The 24,860-nt window shown below is 44.5% G+C and carries 25 protein-coding genes and 1 pseudogene; 11 read left to right on the top strand and 15 right to left on the bottom strand.

Translation table 11 applies throughout. From position 1 onward, the window contains the following. Window positions 1-320 precede the first annotated feature (320 nt). The 3 genes and pseudogenes from H6F41_RS16310 to H6F41_RS19410 all read right to left on the bottom strand — a co-directional run. Entirely contained in the window at window positions 321-683 is a 363-nt protein-coding gene (locus tag H6F41_RS16310) for a hypothetical protein (protein WP_190404527.1), read from the bottom strand. A gap of 92 nt (window positions 684-775) precedes the next feature. Next, entirely contained in the window at window positions 776-1,033 is a 258-nt protein-coding gene (locus tag H6F41_RS16305; protein ID WP_190404526.1) for a hypothetical protein, read from the bottom strand. A gap of 24 nt (window positions 1,034-1,057) precedes the next feature. Continuing rightward, window positions 1,058-1,410, bottom strand: a pseudogene (locus H6F41_RS19410) (dynamin family protein); the annotation flags it as partial. A 145-nt stretch (window positions 1,411-1,555) separates the two neighbouring features. Between H6F41_RS19410 and H6F41_RS16295 the strand changes: the two are divergent. Further along, window positions 1,556-1,840, top strand: coding sequence for a BolA family protein (locus tag H6F41_RS16295; protein ID WP_190404525.1), 285 nt, complete (start codon window positions 1,556-1,558; stop codon window positions 1,838-1,840). Window positions 1,841-1,899: 59 nt separating this feature from the next. Next, window positions 1,900-2,571 carry a lysophospholipid acyltransferase family protein gene (locus tag H6F41_RS16290; protein WP_190404524.1) on the top strand — a complete coding sequence of 224 codons (672 nt, stop codon included), beginning with the start codon at window positions 1,900-1,902 and terminating at the stop codon, window positions 2,569-2,571. 41 nt (window positions 2,572-2,612) lie between these two features. Here the strand turns inward: H6F41_RS16290 and pyk are convergent, their stop codons facing one another. The 3 genes from pyk to H6F41_RS16275 form a co-directional block, all read right to left on the bottom strand. After that, window positions 2,613-4,040: a pyruvate kinase gene (gene pyk / locus H6F41_RS16285; protein WP_190404523.1), complete on the bottom strand. Its 1,428-nt coding sequence runs from the start codon at window positions 4,038-4,040 to the stop codon at window positions 2,613-2,615. A gap of 210 nt (window positions 4,041-4,250) precedes the next feature. Beyond that, the gene (locus tag H6F41_RS16280) at window positions 4,251-5,255 is read right to left on the bottom strand and encodes a photosynthesis system II assembly factor Ycf48 (RefSeq protein WP_190404522.1); all 1,005 of its coding nucleotides are present in this window, start codon (window positions 5,253-5,255) and stop codon (window positions 4,251-4,253) included. A gap of 87 nt (window positions 5,256-5,342) precedes the next feature. Beyond that, window positions 5,343-5,780, bottom strand: coding sequence for a rubredoxin (locus H6F41_RS16275; RefSeq protein WP_190404521.1), 438 nt, complete (start codon window positions 5,778-5,780; stop codon window positions 5,343-5,345). A gap of 167 nt (window positions 5,781-5,947) precedes the next feature. Between H6F41_RS16275 and H6F41_RS16270 the strand changes: the two genes are divergently transcribed. Beyond that, window positions 5,948-6,823 carry a metal ABC transporter permease gene (locus tag H6F41_RS16270; protein ID WP_242023072.1) on the top strand — a complete coding sequence of 292 codons (876 nt, stop codon included), beginning with the start codon at window positions 5,948-5,950 and terminating at the stop codon, window positions 6,821-6,823. A 63-nt stretch (window positions 6,824-6,886) separates the two neighbouring features. Here the strand turns inward: H6F41_RS16270 and H6F41_RS16265 are convergent, their stop codons facing one another. Next, window positions 6,887-7,186, bottom strand: coding sequence for a hypothetical protein (locus H6F41_RS16265; protein ID WP_190404520.1), 300 nt, complete (start codon window positions 7,184-7,186; stop codon window positions 6,887-6,889). 41 nt (window positions 7,187-7,227) lie between these two features. Further along, window positions 7,228-7,383: a hypothetical protein gene (locus H6F41_RS16260; RefSeq protein ID WP_190404519.1), complete on the bottom strand. Its 156-nt coding sequence runs from the start codon at window positions 7,381-7,383 to the stop codon at window positions 7,228-7,230. 88 nt (window positions 7,384-7,471) lie between these two features. On the opposite strand from H6F41_RS16260, the gene H6F41_RS16255 reads away from it, so the two are divergent. The 3 genes from H6F41_RS16255 (at window position 7,472) to grxD (ending at window position 10,321) form a co-directional block, all read left to right on the top strand. After that, a complete protein-coding gene (locus H6F41_RS16255) occupies window positions 7,472-7,864 on the top strand; it encodes a Rid family detoxifying hydrolase (RefSeq protein WP_190404518.1) in 393 nt (130 codons plus the stop codon). 83 nt (window positions 7,865-7,947) lie between these two features. Continuing rightward, a complete protein-coding gene (locus tag H6F41_RS16250) occupies window positions 7,948-9,921 on the top strand; it encodes a bifunctional aldolase/short-chain dehydrogenase (protein WP_190404517.1) in 1,974 nt (657 codons plus the stop codon). Window positions 9,922-9,997: 76 nt separating this feature from the next. Continuing rightward, the gene (gene grxD / locus H6F41_RS16245; protein ID WP_190404516.1) at window positions 9,998-10,321 is read left to right on the top strand and encodes a Grx4 family monothiol glutaredoxin; all 324 of its coding nucleotides are present in this window, start codon (window positions 9,998-10,000) and stop codon (window positions 10,319-10,321) included. Between the two features lie 54 nt (window positions 10,322-10,375). Here the strand turns inward: grxD and H6F41_RS16240 are convergent, their stop codons facing one another. From H6F41_RS16240 to H6F41_RS16230, 3 genes are all read right to left on the bottom strand, one after another. Continuing rightward, the gene (locus H6F41_RS16240) at window positions 10,376-11,668 is read right to left on the bottom strand and encodes an MFS transporter (protein WP_190404515.1); all 1,293 of its coding nucleotides are present in this window, start codon (window positions 11,666-11,668) and stop codon (window positions 10,376-10,378) included. Window positions 11,669-11,729: 61 nt separating this feature from the next. Continuing rightward, window positions 11,730-12,974 carry an FtsW/RodA/SpoVE family cell cycle protein gene (locus tag H6F41_RS16235; RefSeq protein WP_190404514.1) on the bottom strand — a complete coding sequence of 415 codons (1,245 nt, stop codon included), beginning with the start codon at window positions 12,972-12,974 and terminating at the stop codon, window positions 11,730-11,732. A 22-nt stretch (window positions 12,975-12,996) separates the two neighbouring features. Next, entirely contained in the window at window positions 12,997-14,235 is a 1,239-nt protein-coding gene (locus H6F41_RS16230; RefSeq protein WP_190404513.1) for a UbiH/UbiF/VisC/COQ6 family ubiquinone biosynthesis hydroxylase, read from the bottom strand. Window positions 14,236-14,590: 355 nt separating this feature from the next. Between H6F41_RS16230 and ppc the strand changes: the two genes are divergently transcribed. The 3 genes from ppc (at window position 14,591) to H6F41_RS16215 (ending at window position 19,387) form a co-directional block, all read left to right on the top strand. Beyond that, window positions 14,591-17,518 (top strand): phosphoenolpyruvate carboxylase, encoded by a 2,928-nt coding sequence (gene ppc, locus H6F41_RS16225; protein WP_190404512.1) that lies wholly within the window; start codon window positions 14,591-14,593, stop codon window positions 17,516-17,518. A 108-nt stretch (window positions 17,519-17,626) separates the two neighbouring features. Continuing rightward, window positions 17,627-18,667 carry a Gfo/Idh/MocA family protein gene (locus H6F41_RS16220; protein WP_190404511.1) on the top strand — a complete coding sequence of 347 codons (1,041 nt, stop codon included), beginning with the start codon at window positions 17,627-17,629 and terminating at the stop codon, window positions 18,665-18,667. Window positions 18,668-18,886: 219 nt separating this feature from the next. After that, window positions 18,887-19,387, top strand: a complete 501-nt coding sequence (locus H6F41_RS16215) for an outer membrane beta-barrel protein (RefSeq protein ID WP_190404510.1) — start codon at window positions 18,887-18,889, stop codon at window positions 19,385-19,387. Window positions 19,388-19,432: 45 nt separating this feature from the next. On the opposite strand, the gene H6F41_RS16210 is transcribed toward H6F41_RS16215, so the two are convergent. Together H6F41_RS16210 and H6F41_RS16205 are read right to left on the bottom strand one after the other, a co-directional pair. After that, window positions 19,433-19,789 (bottom strand): DUF6464 family protein, encoded by a 357-nt coding sequence (locus tag H6F41_RS16210; protein ID WP_190404509.1) that lies wholly within the window; start codon window positions 19,787-19,789, stop codon window positions 19,433-19,435. Between the two features lie 22 nt (window positions 19,790-19,811). Further along, window positions 19,812-20,456, bottom strand: a complete 645-nt coding sequence (locus H6F41_RS16205) for a DUF3318 domain-containing protein (protein ID WP_242023071.1) — start codon at window positions 20,454-20,456, stop codon at window positions 19,812-19,814. Between H6F41_RS16205 and H6F41_RS16200 the strand changes: the two genes are divergently transcribed. Then, window positions 20,455-20,856 (top strand): DUF1824 family protein, encoded by a 402-nt coding sequence (locus tag H6F41_RS16200; protein ID WP_190404508.1) that lies wholly within the window; start codon window positions 20,455-20,457, stop codon window positions 20,854-20,856. The two genes, H6F41_RS16205 and H6F41_RS16200, sit on opposite strands and share 2 nt — an antisense overlap. Before the next feature lie 53 nt (window positions 20,857-20,909). On the opposite strand, the gene H6F41_RS16195 is transcribed toward H6F41_RS16200, so the two are convergent. Further along, entirely contained in the window at window positions 20,910-22,352 is a 1,443-nt protein-coding gene (locus H6F41_RS16195; protein WP_190404507.1) for a carotenoid oxygenase family protein, read from the bottom strand. 87 nt (window positions 22,353-22,439) lie between these two features. Beyond that, complete coding sequence (locus tag H6F41_RS16190) at window positions 22,440-22,760, bottom strand: DUF5340 family protein (RefSeq protein WP_190404506.1); 321 nt, start codon at window positions 22,758-22,760, stop codon at window positions 22,440-22,442. Between the two features lie 168 nt (window positions 22,761-22,928). Between H6F41_RS16190 and H6F41_RS16185 the strand changes: the two genes are divergently transcribed. Beyond that, window positions 22,929-24,575: an S-layer homology domain-containing protein gene (locus tag H6F41_RS16185; protein ID WP_190404505.1), complete on the top strand. Its 1,647-nt coding sequence runs from the start codon at window positions 22,929-22,931 to the stop codon at window positions 24,573-24,575. Window positions 24,576-24,860: the final 285 nt, after the last annotated feature.

Here is a 24,860-nt window from a genome sequence, read left to right as displayed (position 1 = left end):
AAGTGGCTCAATTAGTCTCACAGTAATTAGTTCGGATATGGTGATTCTTAGAATCTTCCCATTAGTTCGGATATGTGTAAATAATTCTGCATGGCTACTTACCAAGGTTTCGTTTTCTCTTTATTTACTTGAAGAATCTTGAAACGTCCATTTTGAGGAATCTGTTTCATCTTTTGTCTGTCTACTATAGGAGCATCGGCAGGATTGAGAGAGAACATTAGGGGTGTCTGTTTTGAAACGACGTATGTCTGACCAACTTCGAGATCTAGAGGGTTCAGATTGGGAAATGGCGACTTGCCCACAGGTGGTGTGTTAAATGGTTAGTTTATCTCAATTTCATCCTCGACAACACGGATATTTTCAGTCTTTACTGCTTTACCTATAAGATTTTGATTGCGATTCCCAAACTTAGGATCTGATTGATTGATAGGAACTACCATCCTCACATTGATCTTATTACTGATGGATGCAACATCAAAACCAAGCCCAAGATTGGACATTTCTTCCTGCTTGTCTTTGAGTGCCATTTTCCATTTTTCGCTGGCAATGAAAATACTCTGTTTAGATTTCCATTTTTCGATGGTACTCTTCTCTGAGAAATAGTCTATGGAGTAGGTTTCAGAGTTACCATTTTCCAAATAAGAACGTGATACGTTAACTATGACAACTGTATTATCAGGCAAGTCTGTATCTATCGGAAAATCGGCGTTGCTGATTTAGGTATGAATTGCTGATTGCTCAAATTTTAAAAATTAGATTTGACGATATCCTCAAGTTATGTGTGAGCGTTTATTTCATGCCACATTCTGCAATGCCTCGGAAAATCTAGTGTAGAACCTGTAACCTTAGTAACCAATTTGAATTTATCACATACAATTTGAGCCTCGGCTGCGCCATAAACTTCCGTAGATTTCTTAACGGCTACTTGTGGTGTACCGCTGTTAGACGATTTCTCCTTATAGGCTTTTTCTCCAAAGTAACCGATAAGCAAAGTCATCGCCCCTAATGCAAATGCGAAAGTATATTTCTTCATGTTTTTCTTTTTTTAGTTGATTCTTAACGATTGAATCTGTTCGCGAACTTCCACTTCATTTAAAAATGTCAAGACCACACGCTCTTCACCAGCTTTGGCAAAGGCAATTTTGCATTCTGTCCCCGTAGCATGTCCCTCGGCACTGTAAAGCAATTCCCGTTCTATATAGTGCGTTAATCAACATCGATTTACCCGCACTAACAGCCCCCCGCAAACACAATCTCAAAGGTCGGTGCGATCGCTTTTCTCAGAGATGACTGCACAATGCTGCCATCCTGTTGCGATCGCAGGGTTGGCTCCTGCTGCAAAAGCTGTAAAATTGACTCAACTTGCGCCTGTAAGTCTTGGCATTGCGGAAACACACTAATCAGAGTCATAAATGTTATTACTTTGTTTAACTAGACAAGAAAACTTGCGCCTTTATCGTAAATATATCACCCTTTGATTCTATAAAATTCAGAATTATAGACAAATCCCAAATCTTCATAAAAATACTTAATTAGTCAACAAACTAGTACAAACATGGATAATATCGCCGCTATCAAAATGACCTTACAGGCAAAAATTGGGGCAACCATCGTCGAAATTGTCGATCGCAGCGAACAACATAAACACCATCAAGGGCGGATGAATGCCCCTGCGGGGAGTGGTCATTACGATGCTGTGATTGTCGCCGAGAGCTTTGCAGGCAAAACGATGATGCAGCAACATCGCATGGTCTATGCGGCTCTCGCCGACCAAATGCAAACCACAATCCATGCCCTATCGCTCAAAACCTATACCCCAGAACAATGGCAACAGCTTTAAGTGTCTATGCGCCTAATTCGTATTAAGTTTAAGTAGCACTGTTCTGGAAAAATTGGTACATGGAAAACGACATAAACCCTGTAATTACCAAAAATCATGCAAAAGATAAGGGTGGCAATCCGATCTTATACAAGATGTTTAAGTGGCTAGTAGTCAGACCACTGCTGTACCTCTTTTACCAAGAGCGGATTTATGGAACTGAAAATGTCCCCCTAACAGGCAATCTGATTGTAGTTAGCAATCATGCTAGTGACTTCGATCCTTTGATTGTGGGTAGTTGCATGGGTCGCCCTGTCGCATTTATGGCAAAAGAAGAGCTATTTGAAGTGCCAGTGTTGAAGCAAGCAATTCAAGCATTTGGAGCTTATCCTGTTAAGCGTGGTGCAGGGGATCGTGCTGCCATTAGGGCGGCGATTGGCTCAATTGAAAAAGGTTGGGCAACGGGGATTTTTTTGCAAGGGACGCGCACCCTTGACGGTAAAGTGACTGAACCAAAGTTAGGGGCAGCGATGATTGCGTCAAAGACCCAAGCGCCATTTTTGCCGATTAGTATTTGGGGAACAGAAACAATTTTGCCTAAGGGGGCAAAGTTTCCGAAAATATTCCAGCCCGTAACCGTCAGAATCGGTGAGCTAATTCCGCCACCCGATGCTAGCGATCGCAGTACGCTCGAAGCCTATACCCAAAGATGCGCTGATGCAATTAATGCACTTCATGCTTTAGGAAGATAGAAGAAAGGGGTTCGCTAAGCGAACCTCTTTCTCATTTAGATTTAGAGAATGTGGATTTTTAAAAAATTGGTTCCTCCCTGAATGCCCATGGGAATGCCACCAATAATCAAAATGCGATCGCCTTTTGCGGCTAACTTCTGCCCTAACAGACAGGACTCCACCTGTTGCAACACCATCTCGAAGGAAGTTGCTTCTTCTTTTAAAAGTAAAGGTTTCACGCCCCAGATTAAATTGAGGCGATGATAGACATTAATGTTGGGAGATAGCGCAATAATCGGCAATTTGAGGCGTTCTTTTGAGGCAAGAATGGCAGTATAGCCACTGGCCGTAAAGGCGACAATACAATGTAAATCGACAACATCTGATATCGCCCTGAGTGCCTCACTCACAGCGTGGACTTCATCGGTGCGGGATGCGGGATAGTTGGCAAACTTGGCATCTTTCTCTATTTCTGCGGCAATGCGGGTCATCATTTCGACCGCCTGCACAGGATAGTCTCCCACCGCCGACTCGCCAGAGAGCATCACGGCATCTGTCCCGTCCATAATCGCATTGGCAACATCACTCGCCTCCGCTCTGGTGGGGCGCGGATTTTGAATCATGCTTTCTAGCATCTGCGTCGCCGTGATTACAGGAATACCACTTTCATTACAGCGACGGATAATTTGCTTCTGCATCATTGGTACTTGCTCAGGTGGCATCTCTACACCCAAGTCACCCCGCGCTACCATAATGCCATCAACAACGGTGAGGATTTCTTCAAGATTTGTGATCGCTTGAGGTTTTTCGATTTTGGCAATGATCGACACCGACTTACCATATTCTGCGATCATGGCTTTGAGTTTCCGCACATCGTCAGCCTGTCGGACAAAGCTCAGTGAGACCCAATCTACGCCTTGCTCTAGACCAAAGGCGAGATCGCGTTGATCTTTGTCGGTCATCGAAGGCAATCGTAAATTTAGGCTAGGAAAGTTTACGCCTTTATGACTTGTGAGTATGCCGCCTTTGATTACTTCACAATGAACGACATTGCCCTCAATTCCAGTGACCGTCAATTCAAAAATACCATCAGCTAAAAGTATTGGTGTGCCAATAGTTGCCTCTTCGGCAACATAGGCATAATCAATTGCGATCGCATTTGCATAAGTTTGTTGTGAATCCCGCCAATGCTCAATCGGTACAAGTGTAATTTGCGCTCCCTCAATTAGCTCAAACCCCGCATCAGGCAACTTGCCCACCCGAATTTTTGGGCCTTGGAGATCCTGCAAAATCGTAATTGGTACATTCATTTCCTCCGATACTTCACGGATCATGGCGATGATTTTGGCATGGTCGGCATAACTACCATGGGAAAAATTCAATCTCGCCACCGTCACGCCCGCCTCCACCATCTTGCGGAAAACTTCAGGCGCACTGCTTGCGGGGCCAATCGTCGCCACAATTTTGGTTAAGTGTTGAGGTAAAGCCATAAAAATTAAGGGTTAGAGAATCCTACGCTTCCAATCTAGCTTTAGTTCACCTATAAAAAAAGGAGTTGTTCCATAAAGTCGAACAACTCCTTTTTTATAGGTAAGTAGCTAGGTGCAATTAAATATAAAACCCTAAAACCTGTGGCGCACGCGCAGCGTGCGCCACAGGTTTTAGCTCTGGGTTTTAATTATGATGCCTAGCCACTTAAATTAATCTGGTGAATAGGCTAACAATGTGCCATTTTGACCAATTACAAAACCGCGATCGCGAGAGAAGAAATAAAGCTTATAAAGATTTGCCCCTGCATTTGCCGCAGATTCATCACGTTTCCAAGTCTTGCCGCCATCTTCACTATGTAGCAACCGTGAGCTACCACCAGAAATCCAGACGTTATTCTCATCTTGATAAGCAAGATCTAACAGCCCAAAACCGCCGCCTTCTCTAGGAGTTTGCTTTTTCTCCCACTTATCAAAATCGCCAACTTCACTAAATTGGACTTGACCGCCACGATTGAGCATCCATAGGCGATTGTCGAGGGTATAGCCCATATTCTGTACACGGCGCGAGCTATTACGATTGTGTTGAATCCAAGTCTCATCCCCCGGTTGCCATGTCGAATAGAAGTTACCATTCGCAGAGATGGCAACATAACGACCGTCAGGGCTGCGATAGATATTCCGCGCATTACCAACTGCCTGAGTGACCAACGCTTTCCAATTTTGGCCAGCATCTTGAGTGCTATAGATTGCGCCTAAGTCCGTGACCATTTCTGCGGAATTTTTGCCAGAAGCAACGATGGCAAAGGGGTCGCCGGGTAGTTTGGAGCTAAGCCCAATTCTTGACCAAGACTTGCCGCTATCGGTGGTATGTAATAGCAATGCGGGTTGTCCTGTAATCCAACCCTCAGCACCCGAAAAGCTGATCGATGAGAATCGATAAATGCTATCACCAAGATCGAGTTTGCGCTCTTCCCAAGTTTTACCGCCATCGGTGGATTCTAGCAGGGTGGCATCAGTGCCAACCAGCCAGCCGTGGCTCGGTTCATCTTTATCAAACCAGAGGTCGAGGGGGGTGATGGCAACAGGTAAATCCACCTTGTGCCAATTGCCATGATTTGCTGAGGCACTAGGCATTCCTGCGCCAAATACCATCGTGCAAATCAGAACTAGGCACAGTGATAAGGAACTAAGTAAGCGTTTTATGCTTTTATTCATAAAATTTTTTGAAAATCCGATAAAAATTAATGATCTATAGGGTTAGGTCAGACTAGACATCGCAAAGCTCCATCTATTGATGACCAATTAATCTAGGGCGTAAAGGCTGATGAAAAAGGCAACTGCGAGGGCTAGAGAGCCAAATATTAGTAAATTCTTTTGACCGGGAGTCATGACATTAACCCCAAAGCCATAGCCTAGATTCTCTGTGAAGCCAGAGGGCTTGGCGGCGATACCGATATCTGCAAAGGCTTTTTTCTTGGTGTTGCAAACAGGACAACGCCAGTCATTATCGATACTTTCAAAGGCTGTCCCCGCAGGGATATTGCGCTTTGCATCACCGACCGATGGTTCATATATATAGCCACATACGCCACATTCATGACGATGTAACTCTTCTTCTACGGTGGGAGTAGTTACTTCCGCACTACTTATTTCAGTAACGGGTTCAGCAATATTTTGTGTGCTAGTTTCGGCGCTAGTTTCGGCATTGGTGGTTTCCGTAACTGGTAATTCGGGTTCCATAAGTTTGACCGTATAAAATGCGATCGCTTAGTAATTCTGTTACAAATTATTACATCTTTTTGACAGGCTTGCCGCCTTCATCAAAATCCTCTCGGCGATTCCTTGTAAAGTAAGAAAGACTCTTGGGAACTGTCCCAAATTTAATTTTGACTTTTTAATTTTCTTTAATGCTTCACCCCGATTACATCTTAGTTACGACGATAATTGCTCAGATTCCCATCTGGCAATGGATCGCTGAGCCATTGACCTTAGAATTTATGCGAAATGCCTTGATCGCAGGTACTTTGGCAGGTTTGGTTTGCCCCGCGATTGGTTGCTTTTTGATCGTGCAGCGGATGGCATTGCTAGGGGATGTGATGACCCATACGGTTATGCCTGGGATGGCGATCGCATTTTTTCTGAAGATTGATGTGGCAATCGGGGCATTTATATCGGGCGTGGGCAGTGCCTTTTTAATTGCTCTATTGCGATCGCAAACGCGAGTTAAAGTCGATGCTGCCATGGCGCTTACTTCCTCTAGTTTTTTTGCGATCGGTATTTTGCTAATTTCGTTACTCAAAATCAAGATTGATCTGCATGGATTTTTGTTTGGCGATATTCTCAGCGTCACCTCAACGGACACGATCAGGGCATTGGTGATCACCGTGATTGTGCTGATTTCTATAGCTATGTTTTATAAGCAATTACTGTTTTACACCTTTGATCGAATTGGAGCGAAGGCTCTGGGACTACCTGTTAACCTGATCTATCTGGGGCTAATGGCAGGTGTGACCCTGACGATCATTGCTAGTATGCAAACGATGGGAGTAGTTTTAGTCGTATCGCTCTTAGTTGGCCCCGCGATTACCGCCTATCTTTTGGTTAAGGAACTGCATCAAATGATTTTTTTAGGTTCTGGGGTGGGTGTTGCCGCCACGGCAATTGGTTTGTATGCCAGTTACTATCTCAATTTGCCTTCTGGCCCCGCGATCGTGATGTCGGTGCTGCTGTTATTTCTCATTACTTTAGTGTTTAGCCCTAGCCATGGCTTACTCACTAAATAGCTTTGAAAAACTAAAAGCCTGTACTTTTGCTATGCAAAAGCACAGGCTTTTAGCAATTTATGTTTATGCTTCTGCGGTTTCTTCGGGGGTGCTTTCTTCTGTGGCGCTTTCTTCGGGGGCAGCTTCAGCCACAACTTCTTCTACGACTGGTTGGGGTTTAGTTGGTTTTGGTCCTCTCACCAAAGCGAGATTTACAGGTGCTTTTGGCTCTTCGTCTCTAGAACCACGCTTATCTCGCTTATCTCTGCCACCACTGCGACTAGAACGCTTGTTGTCAGAGTCATCAGACCGCTTAGCATTGGTACTGTCATTACCTTCAGGTTTAGGCTGACGGTCTGCCTTTTTGATAGGACGTTCTACCATTTTGATTCCTAGTTAAATTAGATTGATGTTGTCTTTGTATCCTAGCCTGTTTGGGCATCGAAATCAGAGATATAGCTATAGCCAAGCAAGTTAAGACATAAACCCAAATAGAGTTGCGGCGCTTCGCGCCGCAACTCTATTTGGGGCTTAACGTAACTGGCGGCAGCTATAAAAGCCCAGAGGTTTGTGCCTTCCATGTAGCAGAAGTCATAAGCTTTGGTTTTAGTCAGGCAATCACCAAAAGATTTTATAATTGGCGTTCACCAATCAAAAACTTTATTCAGAATGAGTCAAAAAGAAGTAATTCGTAGCGCTAACGCTCCTGAACCCGTTGGCCCCTACAACCAAGCGATCGCAATTCCTGCGACTAGCAAATTAATGTTTATGGCAGGTCAAATTGCGATCGATCCTGCGGTTGGTAAAATTGTTGCTGCCACTGTCGAAGACCAAGCTGAACAGGTAATCACCAATATTAAAGCGGTACTTGCTGAGGCAGGGGCAGACCTCACCAATGTGATTAAAACCACTGTATTTCTTGCAGATATGGCAGATTTCCCTAAGGTGAATGCAATCTATAGCAAATACTTTCTAGCTCCATTTCCTGCCCGTTCCACTGTGCAAGTTGCGAGACTTCCCCTTGATGCTCTTGTAGAAATCGAGTGCATTGTTGCTATCTAAAGGATTGCTGGTTCTTTATTTGTCTAAAGCCTTGCTTCGCAGGGCTTTTTTAAATTGTCTAGAGTTATTATAGGGAGCTAACCATGAAAAGTTTATGGAATGATCGTGAGGCTGCGGAATACAAAGGTGACTTGGGATTACGAGTATATACATCCAGATTATTAGGACGAGATCCATCGCTCGTTTTACATGGTGGTGGAAATACTTCTGTCAAAATAATTGAACAGAATCTTGTGGGAGAATCGGAAGAGATTCTCTATGTAAAAGGAAGTGGTTGGGATTTAGAAACGATCGCTGAGGCAGGTTTTGCACCTGTACGGATCGCGCATTTATTGAAGTTAGCGAAGTTATCAGTTCTCTCGGATTCACAAATGGTGAATGAACTGAAAACGCAAATGACGAGAGCAAGTGCCCCTGCGCCATCGGTAGAAACCATTCTCCATGCTAGTTTGCCCTATAAATTCGTCGATCATACCCATGCGGATGCAGTCATTTCCGTAACGAATACAGCGAATGGATGGGAACGGATTCGGGAAATCTATGGTGATGATGTGGTGATCATTCCCTACGTGATGCCAGGGTTTGATTTGGCGCGAGTCTGTGCCGAGAAGTTTGCGGCGGAGAAATGCGATCGCACCATCGGCATGGTGTTAATGAATCATGGTATTTTCTCCTTTGGCGAAACCGCGCAAGAATCCTATGAGCGGATGATTGCCTTAGTGGATCGTGCGGAAGTCTATTTGCAAGAGCAGAAAGCTTGGGAAATAGTTCCCCCTGCATCTTTGATTAGGGAAAATGAGGAAAGAGGCTCGATTGCCCAACTCAGAGCGGAAGTTTCCCAAATTGCAGGTTTTCCCGTGGTTTTGAGTTCCTATGCGGATGAGCCAAGTTTAGCTTTTGCCCAAAGAGAAGATGTCCATGAAATTTCGCAGCAGGGCTGTGCAACTCCCGATCATGTGATTCGTACTAAGCGCTTGCCTTTAGTGGGCAGAGATGTTAAGGCTTATGCGGCATCCTATCAAGCTTATTTTGCCGAAGAGTCTCCCAAATCTGTGCAACCTGTAACGATTCTTGATTCTGCGCCAAGGGTGATTCTCGATCGCAAATTAGGTTTAGTCACGGTCGGCAAATCGGCAAAGGATGCCGCAATTGTGGCGGATATCTATGCCCATACGATGGAAATCATTCTGCGATCGCAAATGCTGGGTGGCTACCAAGCCCTACCAGCCAGTGATATTTTTGCGGTGGAATATTGGGAATTGGAACAGGCAAAACTTAAAAAAGGTGGTTCTGCTCCCGCCTTTATCGGGGAAGTTGCCCTTGTGACGGGTGCAGCTTCGGGAATTGGTAAGGCCTGTGTCGATTCATTACTAAAACGCGGTGCAGCCGTCGTGGGTTTAGATATTAATCCCGCCATTGAGAAACTGTATGATCGTCCTGATTTTGTGGGTGTGACCTGCGATGTCAGTGATGAAACTGCGATCGCAATGGCTCTTGATCAAGCCGTAACCGCCTTTGGGGGATTAGACATGCTCATTCTCAATGCAGGAATTTTCCCCTCTGGTTGCCGCATTGCTAACCTTGATACCGCCACATGGCAAAAGGTGATGCAGATCAATCTTGATGCAAATTTGGTGTTGCTGCGTGAATGTTATCCCTTACTCAAACTTGCCCCCAAAGGCGGTCGCGTTGTGGCGATCGGCTCTAAAAATGTGCCTGCGCCTGGTCCTGCGGCGGCGGCCTATTCCGCATCCAAGGCAGCACTCACCCAACTAATGCGCGTGGCGGCTTTAGAATGGAGTTGCGATCGCATTCGCATTAATACCCTGCATCCCAACGCCGTCTTTGATACGGGAATCTGGACAGAAGAAATTTTAACTTCACGCGCTCAACATTATGGATTAACGGTTGAAGAATATAAAACTAATAATCTGCTGAAAGTGGAAGTGACGAGCCACCATGTGGCGGAACTTGCTGCCGAGATGTGTGGTGCTTTATTTGCCTGTACGACGGCGGCGCAAGTTCCCATTGATGGCGGCAATGATCGCGTGATCTAATCCTGTATTTCGCTAGACTGGAAAACGCTATAGTAGCAATAGTAAATTTATTCATAATTGCATTAACCTAATCACCATGCTTAGCCCTATTCTGCAAACTAAGATCGAGAGCCAGATCAGCAATAACAAGATCATGCTCTACATCAAAGGCACTCCCCAACAACCCCAATGTGGTTTTTCGGCTGCCGTTGTACAGGTCTTTAATGGACTGGGACATCCTTACGAAACTGCCAATATTTTGGAAGATGGCGACTTGCGGCAAGGTTTGAAAGAGTTTTCGAGCTGGCCAACTTTCCCTCAAGTTTACATTGATGGTGAATTTGTCGGTGGTTGCGACATCGTGATGGAACTCAATAATCGTGGTGAACTCGCGCAGATCGTTCAATCTGCGATCTCATAGTATCTTCTACCGCATTTATAAAAAAAGGGAGCAACGCTCCCTTTTTTTGTATTTCTAGAGTGTACTTTGCAAAGCTTTTTTGGTACGTTGCCAAGCCCAAGAACCCAAACCGAACACTAGAAAGCTAAAAACGATCAACACAATTTGAAAGCCGATTTGTTGCTTGCCCCCGTTCTGAGTGCCAAATACCCCCGTTAGAAAATCTAAGGAAACCGCAATTAGAGCAAGGGGCAAACTAGCCGCAATATTTTCTCCATTGTTCAGTAATCCAAACACTTTACCGCGCATATTTTCGGGTGTATGTTCTTGGATTGCAGTTCGCATCGGAATCACAATTAAAGCCCCGTTGATACCAATAAAAGCACCAATTAGCCAAGCCACCCATTGATTAGTGACAAAGGCAAACATCATCAGCCCAAGAGACATGCCAATAAAACCAATAAATGGTAAAGGCCTCCGCCCAAATTTCTTACCAAACTTGCCCAATATCAGCGAACCAATCGCTAACCCCACACCCACCGAGGCAACAAACGATCCAAACTCTTCCCGATTCCCCGTCACCACTTCGGCAAGGTTGAGTGACAACTTCTGCATTGCCCCCAATACGGCATACAACAAAACTAGTTGCAGCATTGCCCCACCAATTAAGTGATTGTGGCGGACATACTGAAAAGCATCTCGCAGATCTGTCCAAATCCCTGACCCCACTTTTTTAGGATGAATTACCTCATCTTGCGGTAAGGCAAATAAAAATAAACCCGAAATAACATACAAGCTACCCAACAAGACTTCCCGACTATAGGCTCTAGCTTCAGGAAACAACCCCAAGGTCATTGCTAGCAAAGGTGCGCCGATCGCAAATCCCACAATCAGTGATCCGACCTCAGTAATCGTGAATAGGGCATTAGCAGGCATGAGATCATGCTTCGGCACAACTAATGCGATCGCAGATTGTTCCGCAGGCGCAAAGATATTGGTAAAGGTCGAAATCATGAAGGTAATCAATAGCAAAATTGCTAGAGATTTAGGGGCAAAGGGAATGGCAAATAAACAAGCCGCCCGTAAAAAATTACACAAAATTAAAACTTCGCGTTTAGGATTCCAATCCACAAAAATCCCTGCGATCGAACCTAAAAATATTGCAGGTAAGGTCATGGCAATCATTACCGATGATTCCTTTGTGTTTACGTCGCTTCCCCCATCAGCTACAGCCAACGCAATTAGTAATATTAAGACAACTTTATCGACTAGCTGAGCAATGACCTGAGCGAGCCAGAGCGCTAAAAATTGACGATTACGCAAAACGGCTAAATAGCTAGCGGTTGCGGCGAGATTGGGTTCAGACATCAGTTAGAGAGACAGTTTGCAAACAATGATTTACGACTAGACAATAACAACCTACTAGCCATTAACCTACTGTATGCGATCGTCGTCGTGATGCCTCGGTTTTTTCCTGCCGTTTTGGCTTTGTTTTGGCTGTCTGTACATCACCATTACCTTGAGGGAATTGCAGGACATCGGCAGCAGCCATTTCCCTTGCTGAGCGAATTAATAGCCCTGCAATCACTAAACAAGAGATGGTCGAGCTACCACCATAGCTAAAGAAGGGAAAGGGTAGCCCTGTGGTTGGTAATACACCAGTTGCCACGCCCACATTCAAAATTGACTGCAAAGTAATTAAACAGGTTGAGCCAAGTGCAACTAAACGCACGATCGGGTCTTTGCATTTGTAGGTAACGGACAGACCGATTGTGCCATAGATAAAAACTAAAATTAGCAAGCAAAGGCAGCCAAATAAGCCAAATTCCTCGGCAAAAATTGCAAAAATAAAGTCTGTGTATTGAATCGGTAAAAATAGCTTTTGCTGCGATAGCCCAAAGCCAGTTCCCCACAGCCCGCCCGAACCGATCGCCATCAAGCTCTGCACCAGTTGAAACCCATCTCCCTGTTGATCTTTCCAAGGATCAAGGAAAGTCATAATCCGAATCATTTGATACCTGCGAAAGCTCACACTCAGGAATCCGACAAATAAACCTAATCCCGCCGTGGCAAACAGGGGAAAGCTGGGCAAGCCTGCGCCCAAGGCGATCAGCCAGAGGGTGATGCCGCAGAGTGCGGTTACGCTTAAACTGGGCTGGAGCAAAATCCCCAAAAGCGATAACAAAAATATTGCGATCCAGAAAACTTTAGTTTTAGTGGCGAGACGCTTCCAGTTGCCAAATATTTGAGCAGCCTGCAAAATCAAAAAGGGTTTAATTAGCTCCGATGGCTGTAATAGTAATGACGTTGAGCCAAGGGATAGCCATCGGGTTGCCCCATCCCTTGTTGTTCCTGTGATATAGGTGGCGAATAACAGGATTAGCGTGATAAATAGAAAAATGGGATTGATTTTGAGCATAAACCGCAAAGGCAAATGCACAATTCCTTTCATCACAATTAGCCCGACTAAGATCCAAACGGCTTGGTACTTGAAATAATAAGCCCCATCTTTAAAGGCATTATCAGCGACGGGATAGGATGCGGAAAATAGTACTGCTAGACCGACAAATAACCATAAAAAAGTCAGCCATCGCAGGAGACGGGCTTCTGTTGCCCATTTATCGACAGTGCGATCAAAAAATGGCAATACCTGAAAAATCTGAAGGAGTTTCACGGTGGCTTGGGGACTGATTTGGTTAGTTCTCGGAACTGCTAGGACTTTGATGCAAGCCCATCATAAAATACATTAAAATTCTCTTAAATAAAGATATTTTTAAAATTAATAAACCCAGTCGTCTTAATCCTTTAAAAAGCCAGTTGTGGTTAGAAAAAAGACGATTAGAGAAGTCAGTCAACCAAATTACGCCCAAATTATCCCATTTACGCCTTGATTGATAGCGATTTAAAACTGCGATCGCACCTAAATCCTCATTGTTTTGATGAGCCGACTTTAGTACATTGGCGAGAACATTGACATCCCGAATGCCCAAATTCATCCCTTGCCCTGCGATTGGGTGGGTCGTATGGGCGGCATCACCAATTAAAACGATGCGGGGTTGGATATAGGTGTTGCTATGCAGCCAGCGTGGTACATAGTTAGCCCGTTGCCGCGAAATTACGTTGATTTTGCCCAGTTGTGCCATTAGTGGTACACCAAAGCGTGTAGTTAGCTCTTGCAGAAACGTTGCGTCATCTAGTTCTAATAACTTTGGCGTTTCCTCTTTGGTAGCAGTCCAAACAATGCAGGCTTGGTCACTACCTAATGGCAAAATTGCGAAGGGCCCACTGGCTTGGAAGCGTTCGTAAGCAAAGTTTTGATGGGAATGTTCTGATTGAATCGTGGTGACAATACAGGTCTGTTCGTAAAGGCGCTCCGAAATATCGATATTTGCCATTTGGCGTACCTGTGACCGTCCCCCATCCGCACCCACTAACAGTTTTGTCTCTAAATATTGATCACCGATCTCGGAGCTAATCTTGACCCGCATTATATTGCGATCGCAAACATGTTCGATCTCCAAAAGTCGCGCAGGACAAATTAACTCTAAATTGCGACATTCCCCCACAAATTCCCATAACGAAGCCAGAGTTACTGAGTTTTCGACAATATAACCTAGAGCCTCGCGCCCCATGTCCTCACGGCGTAACTGCACTTGATAGGGCAGATCGCCTTCAGAAACTTGGATCATGTGCATTGGCGTTACGCCACGACGCTGCATTCCTCCCCAAACACCTATATGCTGCCAAATTTGACTAGAGCCATAGGCGATCGCACTGGCACGACCATCGGCAGTAAATTCACCACGCAAGAAACTAGGATTACCTTCAATAATGCCCACCTTGAGATTACGGTTTGCCGCGCAGTTTTTGTCGCCTAGCGCACAGGCTAAACTCGCACCCACCATACCCGCACCGACAATTAGCACATCAAACATTTGCTTAAGTTGTTTTTAAATGGTTTAGCTGTTAAAACCCTAATTGGGTAATAGAGAGTCACGCTTAGCGCAGTCCTCCATTACTATTATGGATACTTTGTAAAGAAATATTGCTGAATCCCAGATATTTTTTAACCTCCCCTAACTGTTCACAAAATTCATCAGGTTGGCGACAGGGCTAACCAACCTGTCAGTTGGTATGGTATAGAAAACAATAGAGATTTTATGCGTGCTTCCTGCTCACGATTTCTAATTCTGAAAGTACCAGAGTTGCTAACTGCAACCTGAGCAACAGAATAGGGGTTACCAAGGTGGGAAAATCTTTGACTAGAAAGAAAATTTTGGAGAAAGTTGGATGAGTTCCCCAGCAGCACTATCAGCGTCATTGGTACAGATGGTTAATTTAGAAAGCGATCTGCGTGCCGCCAATTCTCGCCTGCGATATCGTCTCAAGCTGGTTGAGGATCTGTGGGAATCAGTCCTATTAAGAGAAAGCGGTCAAGAATTAGTAGATTTATTAAGACAGCTAAGGGCAATGTGTTCACCCGAAGGACAAGCTCCTGAATATCCTGCGGAAGAAGTTCTCAAGATTGTGGAGAGTCTTGACCTGCATGAAGCAACTACTGCTGCCCGTGCCTTTGCTCTATTTTTTCAGTTAATTAATATTGTTGAACAAGACCATGAACAGGAACAAACTAGTATTTATCGAGTTAGCCCTGTCAATAGCGAAGCTCAATATCCTGTCGGCACATTTCGCTGGTTATTCCCCGAATTAAAAAAGCTGAATGTGCCGCCACGTCAAATTCAGCAAGTGCTTGATAATCTTGATATTCGGCTTGTCTTCACTGCCCACCCCACTGAGATCGTGCGGCATACGATTCGCGAAAAACAACGCACCATCGCCAAGATGCTCAAGGAACTCGATCGCATTATTGGTTTTAAGGGCGATGAGTTAGTACCACAATCCATTGCCGTAAATTGGGAAGCCGCCTCCTTACAAGAACAAATCGCTGAAGAAATTCGCCTCTGGTGGCGTACCGATGAGCTAAATCAGATTAAACCCACGGTTTTAGACGAAGCGGACTATACACTCCACTATTTTGAAGAAGTTCTCTTTGATGCGATTCCCATCCTTTACGATCGCATTACTTCCGCCATCTCCGTCTCCTTCCCAAAACTCACCATGCCTCGCTACGATTTCTGTAAGTTTGGCTCATGGGTAGGTAGCGATCGTGATGGTAATCCCTACGTCACCCCCGAAGTGACATGGCAAACCGCTTGTTACCAGCGTAATCTTGTCATTAATAAATACATTAAGTCGATCGATCATCTCAGCCGCTTGCTATCGCTATCCCAAAGCCTCAGTGATGTCTCCGAAGACTTGCTCAACTCCCTTGGTGACGATCAAATTCACTTGCCAGAAATTTACGAAAAATATTCGATCAAATTTCGTCAAGAGCCTTATCGTCTCAAACTTGCCTATGTCAAAAAACGTCTTGAAAGCACTCGCGATCGCAACCAAAGGCTGCGTCATAGTGGTTGGCAAGCTTCAGAAATGGAGCTATCGACTAAAGGTCAAGAACATCAAATTTATACTCATGTTTCCGAATTTTTAGCCGAATTAAAACTAATTCAAGCGAGCTTAATTGAAACCAAGCTCAATCCTAAGCCCCTCGAAAATCTGATCCGTCAAGTTGAAGTCTATGGCTTCCACCTTGCTCACCTAGATATTCGCCAAGAAAGTACACAGCATAGCAACACGATCGCAGAGGTAGCGGAATCGCTACAACTATTACCAAAACCCTACGACGAACTCACCGAAACAGAAAAGGTGGCATGGCTCACCCAAGAGTTAAAAACTCGTCGCCCGATGATCCCTGCAAAGCTAAACTTTAGCGCCAAAACCAATGAAATCATCGAAACCTTTCGGATGGTGGCAAATGTGCAGCAGGAATTTTCCGTAGAGATCTGCAATAACTACGTGATCAGTATGAATCGTAGTGTCAGTGACATTTTGGAAGTTTTACTGCTTGCCAAAGAAGCAGGGCTTTACGATCCAGCTACAGGCAAGGGATCGCTCAGTATTGCCCCTCTCTTCGAGACGGTGGAGGATTTACGCAGCGCCCCACCCATCATGACCGAATTATTTGAACTGCCCCTCTATCGAGCCTATCTAGAAAGTCATGCCCATTTGCAAGAGGTGATGCTCGGCTATTCTGATAGCAATAAAGACTCAGGCTTTTTAAGTAGCAACTGGGAAATTTATAAAGCACAAAGGGCTTTGCAGGATGTTTGCCAAAAATATCAGGTTGAGTTGCGAATGTTCCACGGTCGTGGTGGATCTGTAGGACGTGGTGGCGGCCCCACCTATGAGGCAATTTTGGCGCAACCTGGGCGCAGCATTGAAGGACGGATCAAGATCACGGAGCAGGGTGAAGTTTTAGCTTCTAAATACTCGTTACCCGAAATTGCTTTATACAACCTTGAAACGATTGCCACGGCCGTGGTGCAGGCGGCTCTATTGCCCAGCAGCACCGATACCCTTGACTGTTGGTTGGACACCATGGAAGAAATTTCCGTGCGATCTCGCCAAGTCTATCGCCAGTTAATTTACGAGCAACCAAACCTAGTCGAATTTTTCCATCAGGTTACTCCGATCGAAGAAATCAGTCAGTTACAAATTAGCTCCCGTCCCGCCCGTCGTGCAGGTAAACGTGATCTGGCAAGTCTTAGAGCTATTCCTTGGGTATTTAGTTGGACGCAAAGCCGATTTTTATTGCCATCTTGGTATGGTATCGGTGCTGCCCTTGAGGAATTTCTCCAGCAAAATCCCGAAGGACACCTATCACTACTGCAATATTTCTACAGTAAATGGCCATTCTTCAAAACTGCGATCTCTCGTGTGGAAATGACGCTCGCCAAAACTGATCTGCAAATTGCCCATCATTACATGCGAGAGCTGACCAAAGAAGGCTATGAAGAGGCATTTGTGGAGGTGTTTGCCCAAATCTTAGAGGAGTTTCAGCGTACCCGTACCGTAATTCAGTCGATTACAGGTCAGAAGCAAATCCTTGATAGCGATCGCGATTTGCAAAGGTCAGTCCAGTTACGCAATGGCTCGATTGTTCCGCTGGGTTTCATTCAAGCCTCATTGCTCAAACGGTTACGCCAGCATCGCCCCGATACCGTAGATTTGCGATCGCGTTATTCCAAAAATGAGTTATTGCGTGGCGCATTGCTAACTATTAACGGTATTGCCGCAGGTATGCGAAATACAGGCTAACTATAGAAAGTACCCACAGGGTGCTTTCTATTTAAAGCGCAAAGCGTTATATATCCATGTTACGATTTTGGACAAACTGAGCGTGTTTACTGAGCGTGTGTGAGGAATATGAGCCCCAATCGTAATTTCCACGATCCCATTCGGGTTGGTGTTATAGGTATCGGTAATATGGGGCAGCATCATGCAAGGGTGCTCAGCTTGCTTAAGGATGCTGAACTAGTTGGGGTTTCTGATGTCAGTGTTGAGCGGGGGCGCGATACCGCTAGCAAACACCGTGTCCTTTACTTTGAAGACTATCGAGAGTTACTGCCCTTAGTCGATGCGGTTTGTATCGCCGTACCAACAAGGTTACATTACGATGTTGGCACGACTTGTCTCAAGGCAGGTGTGCATGTGCTGATCGAAAAACCAATTGCCGCCACCATCGAGGAAGCCGAATTTTTAGTTAAAACTGCGACTGAACAGAATCGTATCCTCCAAGTCGGTCATATTGAGCGCTTTAATCCTGCTTTCCAAGAGTTAAGCAAAGTTTTGAAGCATGAGACTATTTTAGCGATCGAAGCTGATCGCATGAGTCCCTACTCCCAAAGAGCGAATGATGTCTCCGTTGTCTTTGACTTGATGATCCATGATATTGATTTGGTACTAGAGTTAGTTCCTTCAGCAATTGTTCAGGTCTCAGCCCATGGTAATCGGGTTTCGCCAGATTCCAGTTATCTCGATTATGTGACTGCTACGATTGGCTTTGAAAACGGGGTAATTGCTACCCTGACAGCTAGCAAGGTCACTCATCGGAAAAAGCGCAAAATTACTGCCCATTGTAAAAATTCCCTCACTGAATCCGACTTTCTCAATAATGAAATTTTGATTCATCGCCAAACTACCGCCAACTGGACAACTGACTATGGTCAAGTCCTATATCGTCAAGATGGCTTTATCGAAAAAGTCTATACCAGTAACATTGAACCACTACACGCCGAGCTAGAGCATTTTGTGAGCTGCGTGCGAGACAAACAGCAGCCTTCTGTTGGTGGCGATCAAGCACTCAAAACTTTGCGTTTGGCAAGTCTGATCGAGCAAACTGCTCTTGATGGTCAAGTCTGGCGTAGTTGTGATTTGCAACTAAGGGAGATTGCGACAGCTTGTTAAGTAATTCATAGAGTTTCCCCGCCCTAGGTGGAGAAACTCTATGTGGGGTCACCCATTAGCATGATTGTTTAGCAATAGAAACTCTACAAAAGAGATAGAAGTCCTTGATATCAAGGACTTCTATCTCTTTTATGTGTTTGGGAACCTAGGGAACATTACTAATTTCCCCTAGTCAAAAGAGCCATATCTCATAGCAATTCAATGCAGGAAATCAAGCTCATGAAATCTCTTACAAAAATTTCTCTAGGTATTGCGATCGCAACTTCTGTAATCACCTCTTTTGGTGCCGCTGTTTCCGCAGGAGAAATCAAACAGCCGGGTAGTTATGTTGGTGCTGGCATTTCCCTCCAAAGTTTTGCAACTAATCCTTCTGTAGTCGGTGCAAACTTAGCAGGTCGCTACAAATTTGACGATGTACCTCTTTCCGTGAGAAGTTCTGTTCTATTTAGTAATGGAGGAACTTCAATTGTTCCTACTATTTCCTATGATTTACCTGTGGGCGATCGGACTAATGTCTATCTTGGTGCTGGTGCATCCTTCAAGGTTGGTGGAGATACGAGCCTCACTGGTAACCAAACTGCGTTTGCTCTCCAACCTGGCGTAGAAGTCAGTCTCACTGATCGCGTACTGCTCTATAGCAACGCAGTGATTCCTTTTAATGGTCAAAAAGTTGGTTCTGCTGGCACTTCTCTCCAAGCAGGTGTTGGTCTACAGTTCTAAATTCTAGAAAGCCTGTGCCGTACGCTTAGCGTGCGGCATAAATTTTTAGATAATTGCTTCCCAAGATCGACATCCTTCACAAGGCCCATTAGGGTTGACGGCACAGCGAATCATTTCCGAACGCGCATTATAAAAACAAGTTCCATCGCCAACAATCCAACGTCCATCGATAAAACTTCTTTCCAAATTCTCTGGAGCAATCTGGACATATACTAAAATTCTAAATAAGTTATATTTACCGCGCCTTAATTGGTATTGATGTCGACGTTCTAAAACTATGTAGGTTTTTCCATCCACATCCAGATAATTCCCTGGTTGCGGCATCCAATCTAAATGTATTTTACCTAAACTCTTTTCAGGATGAAGGATCCGAACCTCGGTTGGGAATGTTAAGGTTTCCATCTATTTGCTATCTATAATCTTTTTATAAAGTGTCGTAATTATCAGGAACCGTTGTCTTCGACAAGCCTGCGATCGATCGCAAATTTTGGCAACGAATTAATTCTGTAAATTCGGGATTATTGCGCCCGACTAATTTTGCCGCCGCAGGAATTGCTTCCAATAAGGCTCTAGCTGCTTCATCTTCGCGATAACCACGCTTTTGGGCAACCTCAATTGCCTCTTTATCACATTGAATGCGTACCTGCGCTCCTTGATTCTTCCTCACAACTTGGTTAATGCCGATGGTTCCCAACAAAAAAGCGATCGCAATGCCAGCCGCATCTCCCTGCACCGCTTCAATGATGCCACCGACTAATGACACCGCCGCAACACCCTGATAAACTCCTGCTTGTAGCCATTTAGTTTCCTGTCGCCAGCTTATTTCATGCAATAACAATAAATCTCTATGGGCTTCGGGCAATTGTCGCCATAACCGAAAATTGATATTTACCTGTGTTCCTTTCTGCCAAGGTAAAATTTGTAGGCTAGAGATTACTTCAATCTGCTCAGGCTTTGACTTAATGGATGTGGTCATGCGCCAAGATGCAGGTAAGAGATCTCGGAGACGGGCAATTTCTTCATTGATGTTCATAATATAATCTAGCTCTTCCTTAACTTTGCAACCCATGAGCAATCATCTAACTATCGCCGATGCTGAACGCATTCTATGGGAATTAAGTGACTTAGACTCAGACACGGCAACCTCAGATCGTCGATCTCAAATTTGTGAAGCCTTAGACTATTTAACCAAACAAGCTGACTACCATATCTTTGGTATCTGTGCCGAAACTACCCAAGATGCAATGCAGGCCTTGCAAAATTATACGGTGCATTTTCGTTATGAACTGCCCGCAGTCGATCTCCCTGATATCGCAGACGGTATCTATCTAAAATACAATCCCCGCAGTCGGCGTTACCATTGCGATAATTACCAAGGCACATATCGCGGCGTATTGATTTCCTTCCATACCGATTTTACCGATGGTTATAGCGGTACTCAGGGGCATTTCCCATTAGATCTTTTCTAAGCGCAACCCTCAGAACAAAGCGGTGCAATGCGCCGCTTTGTTCTTGTGTGATTTTAGAAAACTTCCTGCGTGAAGCTGCCATGCAATCCGTAGGGGACATGGTGCTTTAAGTGCAAGGTGGCAATTGGTTTACCCGTAATATTTTGAGCATCAAGGATTACCAAATCTGAGCGGTTATGCTCAGCATTAAAAATTAGTGTCAAGACCCAGCCCTGATCTTCGGCACTGTCGGGATTGCGATCGTAAGGTACAAAAATCGGCTCACTAATAAAGCCCCTTGGCGCAAAGCTATGAAATTCTTGCTTGCCAGTTTCCAGATCCACTTTAGCGATCGCTTGCAAAGGGGCATTGCCTGATTCTTTAGCGATCGCACCGATATAGGCATAGCGATATTTCTGACCCATACAACGGGGATGCACCACAGGAAACTCACAGGAACGCTCTAAAATCAGTTCCCGCTTGACTGTACCAAGTTGGGGATTAATCTCAAAGCGCCATAGCTGACCTGCAATTACCTTGTCAAAATCAATCTCCCGAAAATCAGTATTTGGCTCCAGTTTGGGATAGTCAGGATAACAAACCGAATCGACAATAATTACATCACCCTGTTCATACGCATTACAGTGGTGAAACACAAAACAAGGATCAGTTTCAATGGTTTGCAAATTACCTTGGCGATCAATCAATAGAAACTGGCTCGGTGAATTAGGCTTTAATTCAATACATTCGCCTGCGGTCGCTAAGCCCAACATAAAGGGCAAAGGTTTAAAAGACACAGGATTTTGCATGAAAATTCGATAATTCGGCGTATAGGCAAAATCATGCAGGAAACAAAATCCCGAAACCTTGACCTGTGACTCCGTGGATAATTTGCCATCAGCAGTCACTTGGTAAATCGAAATCGTAGACTTAGGCCCTGGTTGCACTCCAAATCCCCATAGGTCGCCAGTGCGATCATCACGTCTAGGGTGGGCTGTAAAAACCTGTCCCTTCGCTAACTGACCATCAAAATCCTCTAAGCCCACCGTATCTAGACTCTTGGGATTAATCGCATAGGGATGAGCAGCCTCCCACAAAGCCAATAACTTGCCACCTTGGTACACCACATTGGTATTCGCAACATTTTTATTCCGCAAATCAAAAATATTGCTCAGCCATCCCCCAGCCTTTTGAGTGCCAAATACGCCACGGTAAAGGATTTTCCCCGCTTTCTTTTCCGCTAAAAATTCAGGTGTCTTCACAAACTGATTTGTGAAGTGAGCCTTACCATCCTTAAATGCGATCGCACAAATCATCCCATCCCCATCAAATGGATGACCGTACTTTTCACCATTAATATCAAGCTGACCAGGACCATTACGAAATAGGGTTCCTTCTAGCTCTACGGGGATTTGCCCCTCAATGTCATCAATCCAATAAGCTTGCTCAGTACGCAGAGACTCGTATCCTTTTTGCCAATCTTCACGCGAAAAAGTATTTGATACAGCCTGAACCATAAATATTCATTAGTAATTTCCTTAACATTGTAACAATTTCGTCATAATTATGATCTCTGCTATCTAAATTTCTTGATCGACATTTCCTTATTCCTCCTGCGGATCTTTATTCTTAGGAAGAGACAAATCCTTGAGAGATTTGCCCATTTCTTGCTCCGATTCAGTCAAAGACCAGCGATAGGAAATCTCAATGCCATGATATTGGCACAAATCCTCAACCTGTTTTTGCAACGCAAACGCCTTGCGTAAATTAATAATTGCAGACTGGAGATGCTCTCTAGAAATATGCATCTTTGCCGCAATCTGCGGTTGATTCATCTCACTATGTAGTGTCGGTAACGTTTGCCTCTCAAGTAACTGAAGCAAAAGCTCATAGTGAATATGCGATGGAACAGGAAGTGAAGTCACAAATACCTCGATCGACACAAAACGAAAATCAAAGATTGGCTGTATATTTGTCTGGAGTTTTGGGACATAGCCATGACACACAGCATCTCAAGAAACTATTTGAGCAGCTTCGCGTCAACCTCGGCACACCCAAAAGCTCGTGTTTTGACAATTGTAGAGGATAAATCCATGTCGTTTTTACAGACATCTCTGAGACTTACATTTTTTTTCGTATTGGGCGCATCACAAATTACTTTATCGACATTGCCTGCGATCGCCCAAAACACAAAACTCGCCGATGCAAATTCCCTCCAAATTGCTCAGGCAAATAAGATTATTTACGTGTCTCCAAATGGCACTGATACAAATTCAGGGGGGGGGGCTGATCAGCCCTTGCGCTCCCTAACCGCAGCTTTGACAAAACAAATTCAAAGTGGGGCAATCATCCAACTTGCTCCCGGAATTTACTCCGCGGAAACTGGAGAAAAATTCCCTATCGTGATTCCTTCAGGTGTAACCGTCCGTGGCAGTGTTGCCAACCTAGGCGAAGAAACGATTATTTCAGGGGGAGGTGTTTTTGTCAGCCCCACTTTCGCCCGCCAAAATATTGCTGTGATTGCGGGTACTGATTCTCGTATTGAAGGCGTAACCATCACCAATAGCAATCCTAGAGGCTATGCTCTGTGGGTAGAGTCCGCACAAAATGTCACGATTACTAACAACACCTTTGCTAACTCTACCCATGATGGAGTCTTCCTAACAGGCGAGACCTCTGCCAATGTCATCAATAATATCTTCACCAGAAATGGAGCAAACGGTCTCTCCGCATTAGGTACAAGCACAGGCAAAATCCAATCCAACACTTTCGATGACACAGGTTTTGGTATTGCAATCGGTCAAAAATCTCAAGTTGCAATCCTTGCTAACCGTATAACCAATAACCGTGGGGGCATTATTGTTTCCAACGTATCTACTCCATCCCTCCGTGGCAACCTCATTGCTAACAATAAAGAAAATGGATTGACAATTCTCAAAGATCGTAGTGGTCAACCCACGGTTGATCTCGGTACAGAGGCTAGCCTTGGTCTAAATATTTTTCAAGACAACAAACAGTCAGAGGTTAACAACGCTTCTGGAGTTAAGGTAATTGCGATTGGTAACCAGATCGATCCTAAACGGACTCAAGGCTCCATAGAAATTGTGCAGCCATCATCACGATTGACACCCCCAACTACACCAGCGATTGCTAACGTGACATTCAGTGACGTTCCTGCGGATTACTGGGCGCAAACCTTTATTAAAGAGCTAGCCAAAAAAGAAATCATTAAAGGCTTTCCCGATGGTAGCTTTCGCCCTAATGCTCCTGTCACCAGAGCGCAATTTGCGGCAATGCTTAGCCAAGCCATGAATAAGCCTGCTATTCGAGGCAATACCAAATTTACCGATGTTGCTTCAACATACTGGGCAAACAACGCTATTCAGAAGTCTTATACCCTTGGTTTTGTGTCTGGCTATCCTGACAAAACATTTCGTCCCGACCTGAATATTCCTCGTGTCCAAATCCTCGTCGCCCTGGCTAATGGCTTTAACTACAATCCATCTCAGCCCGTTGAAAATACTCTACAAAAATATTCAGATGCCGTAACAATTCCTAACTACGCTCGCAACAGTGTTGCCGCAGCCACAGAAAACCGTATGGTTGTTAACCACCCAAATGTTAAGCTGCTCAACCCAAATCAAACCGCTACTCGTGCTGAAGTAGCAGCACTAATTTACCAAGCCCTAGTGCGATCGGGACAAATTCCCGCAACACCTTCGCCTTACATCGTTAACTAAAGTGTAGATTCTAAAAAAAGGAACACAGTTATTAGGTTAACTAAGTGTGTTCCTTTTCTAGTTCTACTTAATTTTCCATAATCCTAGAAAAACTTTTTTGTCTTAAAAGCCTTTCCCTACAAGTATTTCACTGATTTTTAGTAAAATCTTTTGAGGTTTTCTTCAAAAAACGCTTGACAAACCAAAATAACCTTGCTAACTTAATAAAGCGCTGAAGGGAAGCGAAGCGAAAGCGAAGCAACCCGACCTGAAAAGAGAAGCGCCAAGAACCTAGACAACCAAATA

This window comes from Pseudanabaena mucicola FACHB-723, assembly GCF_014696385.1.
Lineage (GTDB): Bacteria > Cyanobacteriota > Cyanobacteriia > Pseudanabaenales > Pseudanabaenaceae > Pseudanabaena.
This window is presented reverse-complemented; position numbering and strand designations above follow the sequence as displayed.

What these genes read in the sequence shown, in the direction of transcription:
- H6F41_RS16255 (WP_190404518.1), top strand. Translation starts at nt 7,472, where the DNA reads ATGAGTCAAAAAGAAGTAATTCGTAGCGCTAACGCTCCTGAACCCGTT.
- H6F41_RS16260 (WP_190404519.1), bottom strand. Translation starts at nt 7,383, where the DNA reads ATGGAAGGCACAAACCTCTGGGCTTTTATAGCTGCCGCCAGTTACGTT.
- H6F41_RS16220 (WP_190404511.1), top strand. Translation starts at nt 17,627, where the DNA reads ATGAGCCCCAATCGTAATTTCCACGATCCCATTCGGGTTGGTGTTATA.
- H6F41_RS16195 (WP_190404507.1), bottom strand. Translation starts at nt 22,352, where the DNA reads ATGGTTCAGGCTGTATCAAATACTTTTTCGCGTGAAGATTGGCAAAAA.
- H6F41_RS16275 (WP_190404521.1), bottom strand. Translation starts at nt 5,780, where the DNA reads ATGGAACCCGAATTACCAGTTACGGAAACCACCAATGCCGAAACTAGC.
- H6F41_RS16265 (WP_190404520.1), bottom strand. Translation starts at nt 7,186, where the DNA reads ATGGTAGAACGTCCTATCAAAAAGGCAGACCGTCAGCCTAAACCTGAA.
- H6F41_RS16240 (WP_190404515.1), bottom strand. Translation starts at nt 11,668, where the DNA reads ATGTCTGAACCCAATCTCGCCGCAACCGCTAGCTATTTAGCCGTTTTG.
- H6F41_RS16230 (WP_190404513.1), bottom strand. Translation starts at nt 14,235, where the DNA reads ATGTTTGATGTGCTAATTGTCGGTGCGGGTATGGTGGGTGCGAGTTTA.
- H6F41_RS16205 (WP_242023071.1), bottom strand. Translation starts at nt 20,456, where the DNA reads ATGGGTTGCAAAGTTAAGGAAGAGCTAGATTATATTATGAACATCAAT.
- grxD (WP_190404516.1), top strand. Translation starts at nt 9,998, where the DNA reads ATGCTTAGCCCTATTCTGCAAACTAAGATCGAGAGCCAGATCAGCAAT.
- H6F41_RS16290 (WP_190404524.1), top strand. Translation starts at nt 1,900, where the DNA reads ATGGAAAACGACATAAACCCTGTAATTACCAAAAATCATGCAAAAGAT.
- pyk (WP_190404523.1), bottom strand. Translation starts at nt 4,040, where the DNA reads ATGGCTTTACCTCAACACTTAACCAAAATTGTGGCGACGATTGGCCCC.
- H6F41_RS16215 (WP_190404510.1), top strand. Translation starts at nt 18,887, where the DNA reads ATGAAATCTCTTACAAAAATTTCTCTAGGTATTGCGATCGCAACTTCT.
- H6F41_RS16250 (WP_190404517.1), top strand. Translation starts at nt 7,948, where the DNA reads ATGAAAAGTTTATGGAATGATCGTGAGGCTGCGGAATACAAAGGTGAC.
- H6F41_RS16280 (WP_190404522.1), bottom strand. Translation starts at nt 5,255, where the DNA reads ATGAATAAAAGCATAAAACGCTTACTTAGTTCCTTATCACTGTGCCTA.
- H6F41_RS16185 (WP_190404505.1), top strand. Translation starts at nt 22,929, where the DNA reads ATGTCGTTTTTACAGACATCTCTGAGACTTACATTTTTTTTCGTATTG.
- H6F41_RS16210 (WP_190404509.1), bottom strand. Translation starts at nt 19,789, where the DNA reads ATGGAAACCTTAACATTCCCAACCGAGGTTCGGATCCTTCATCCTGAA.
- H6F41_RS16200 (WP_190404508.1), top strand. Translation starts at nt 20,455, where the DNA reads ATGAGCAATCATCTAACTATCGCCGATGCTGAACGCATTCTATGGGAA.
- H6F41_RS16305 (WP_190404526.1), bottom strand. Translation starts at nt 1,033, where the DNA reads ATGAAGAAATATACTTTCGCATTTGCATTAGGGGCGATGACTTTGCTT.
- ppc (WP_190404512.1), top strand. Translation starts at nt 14,591, where the DNA reads ATGAGTTCCCCAGCAGCACTATCAGCGTCATTGGTACAGATGGTTAAT.
- H6F41_RS16270 (WP_242023072.1), top strand. Translation starts at nt 5,948, where the DNA reads ATGCTTCACCCCGATTACATCTTAGTTACGACGATAATTGCTCAGATT.
- H6F41_RS16295 (WP_190404525.1), top strand. Translation starts at nt 1,556, where the DNA reads ATGGATAATATCGCCGCTATCAAAATGACCTTACAGGCAAAAATTGGG.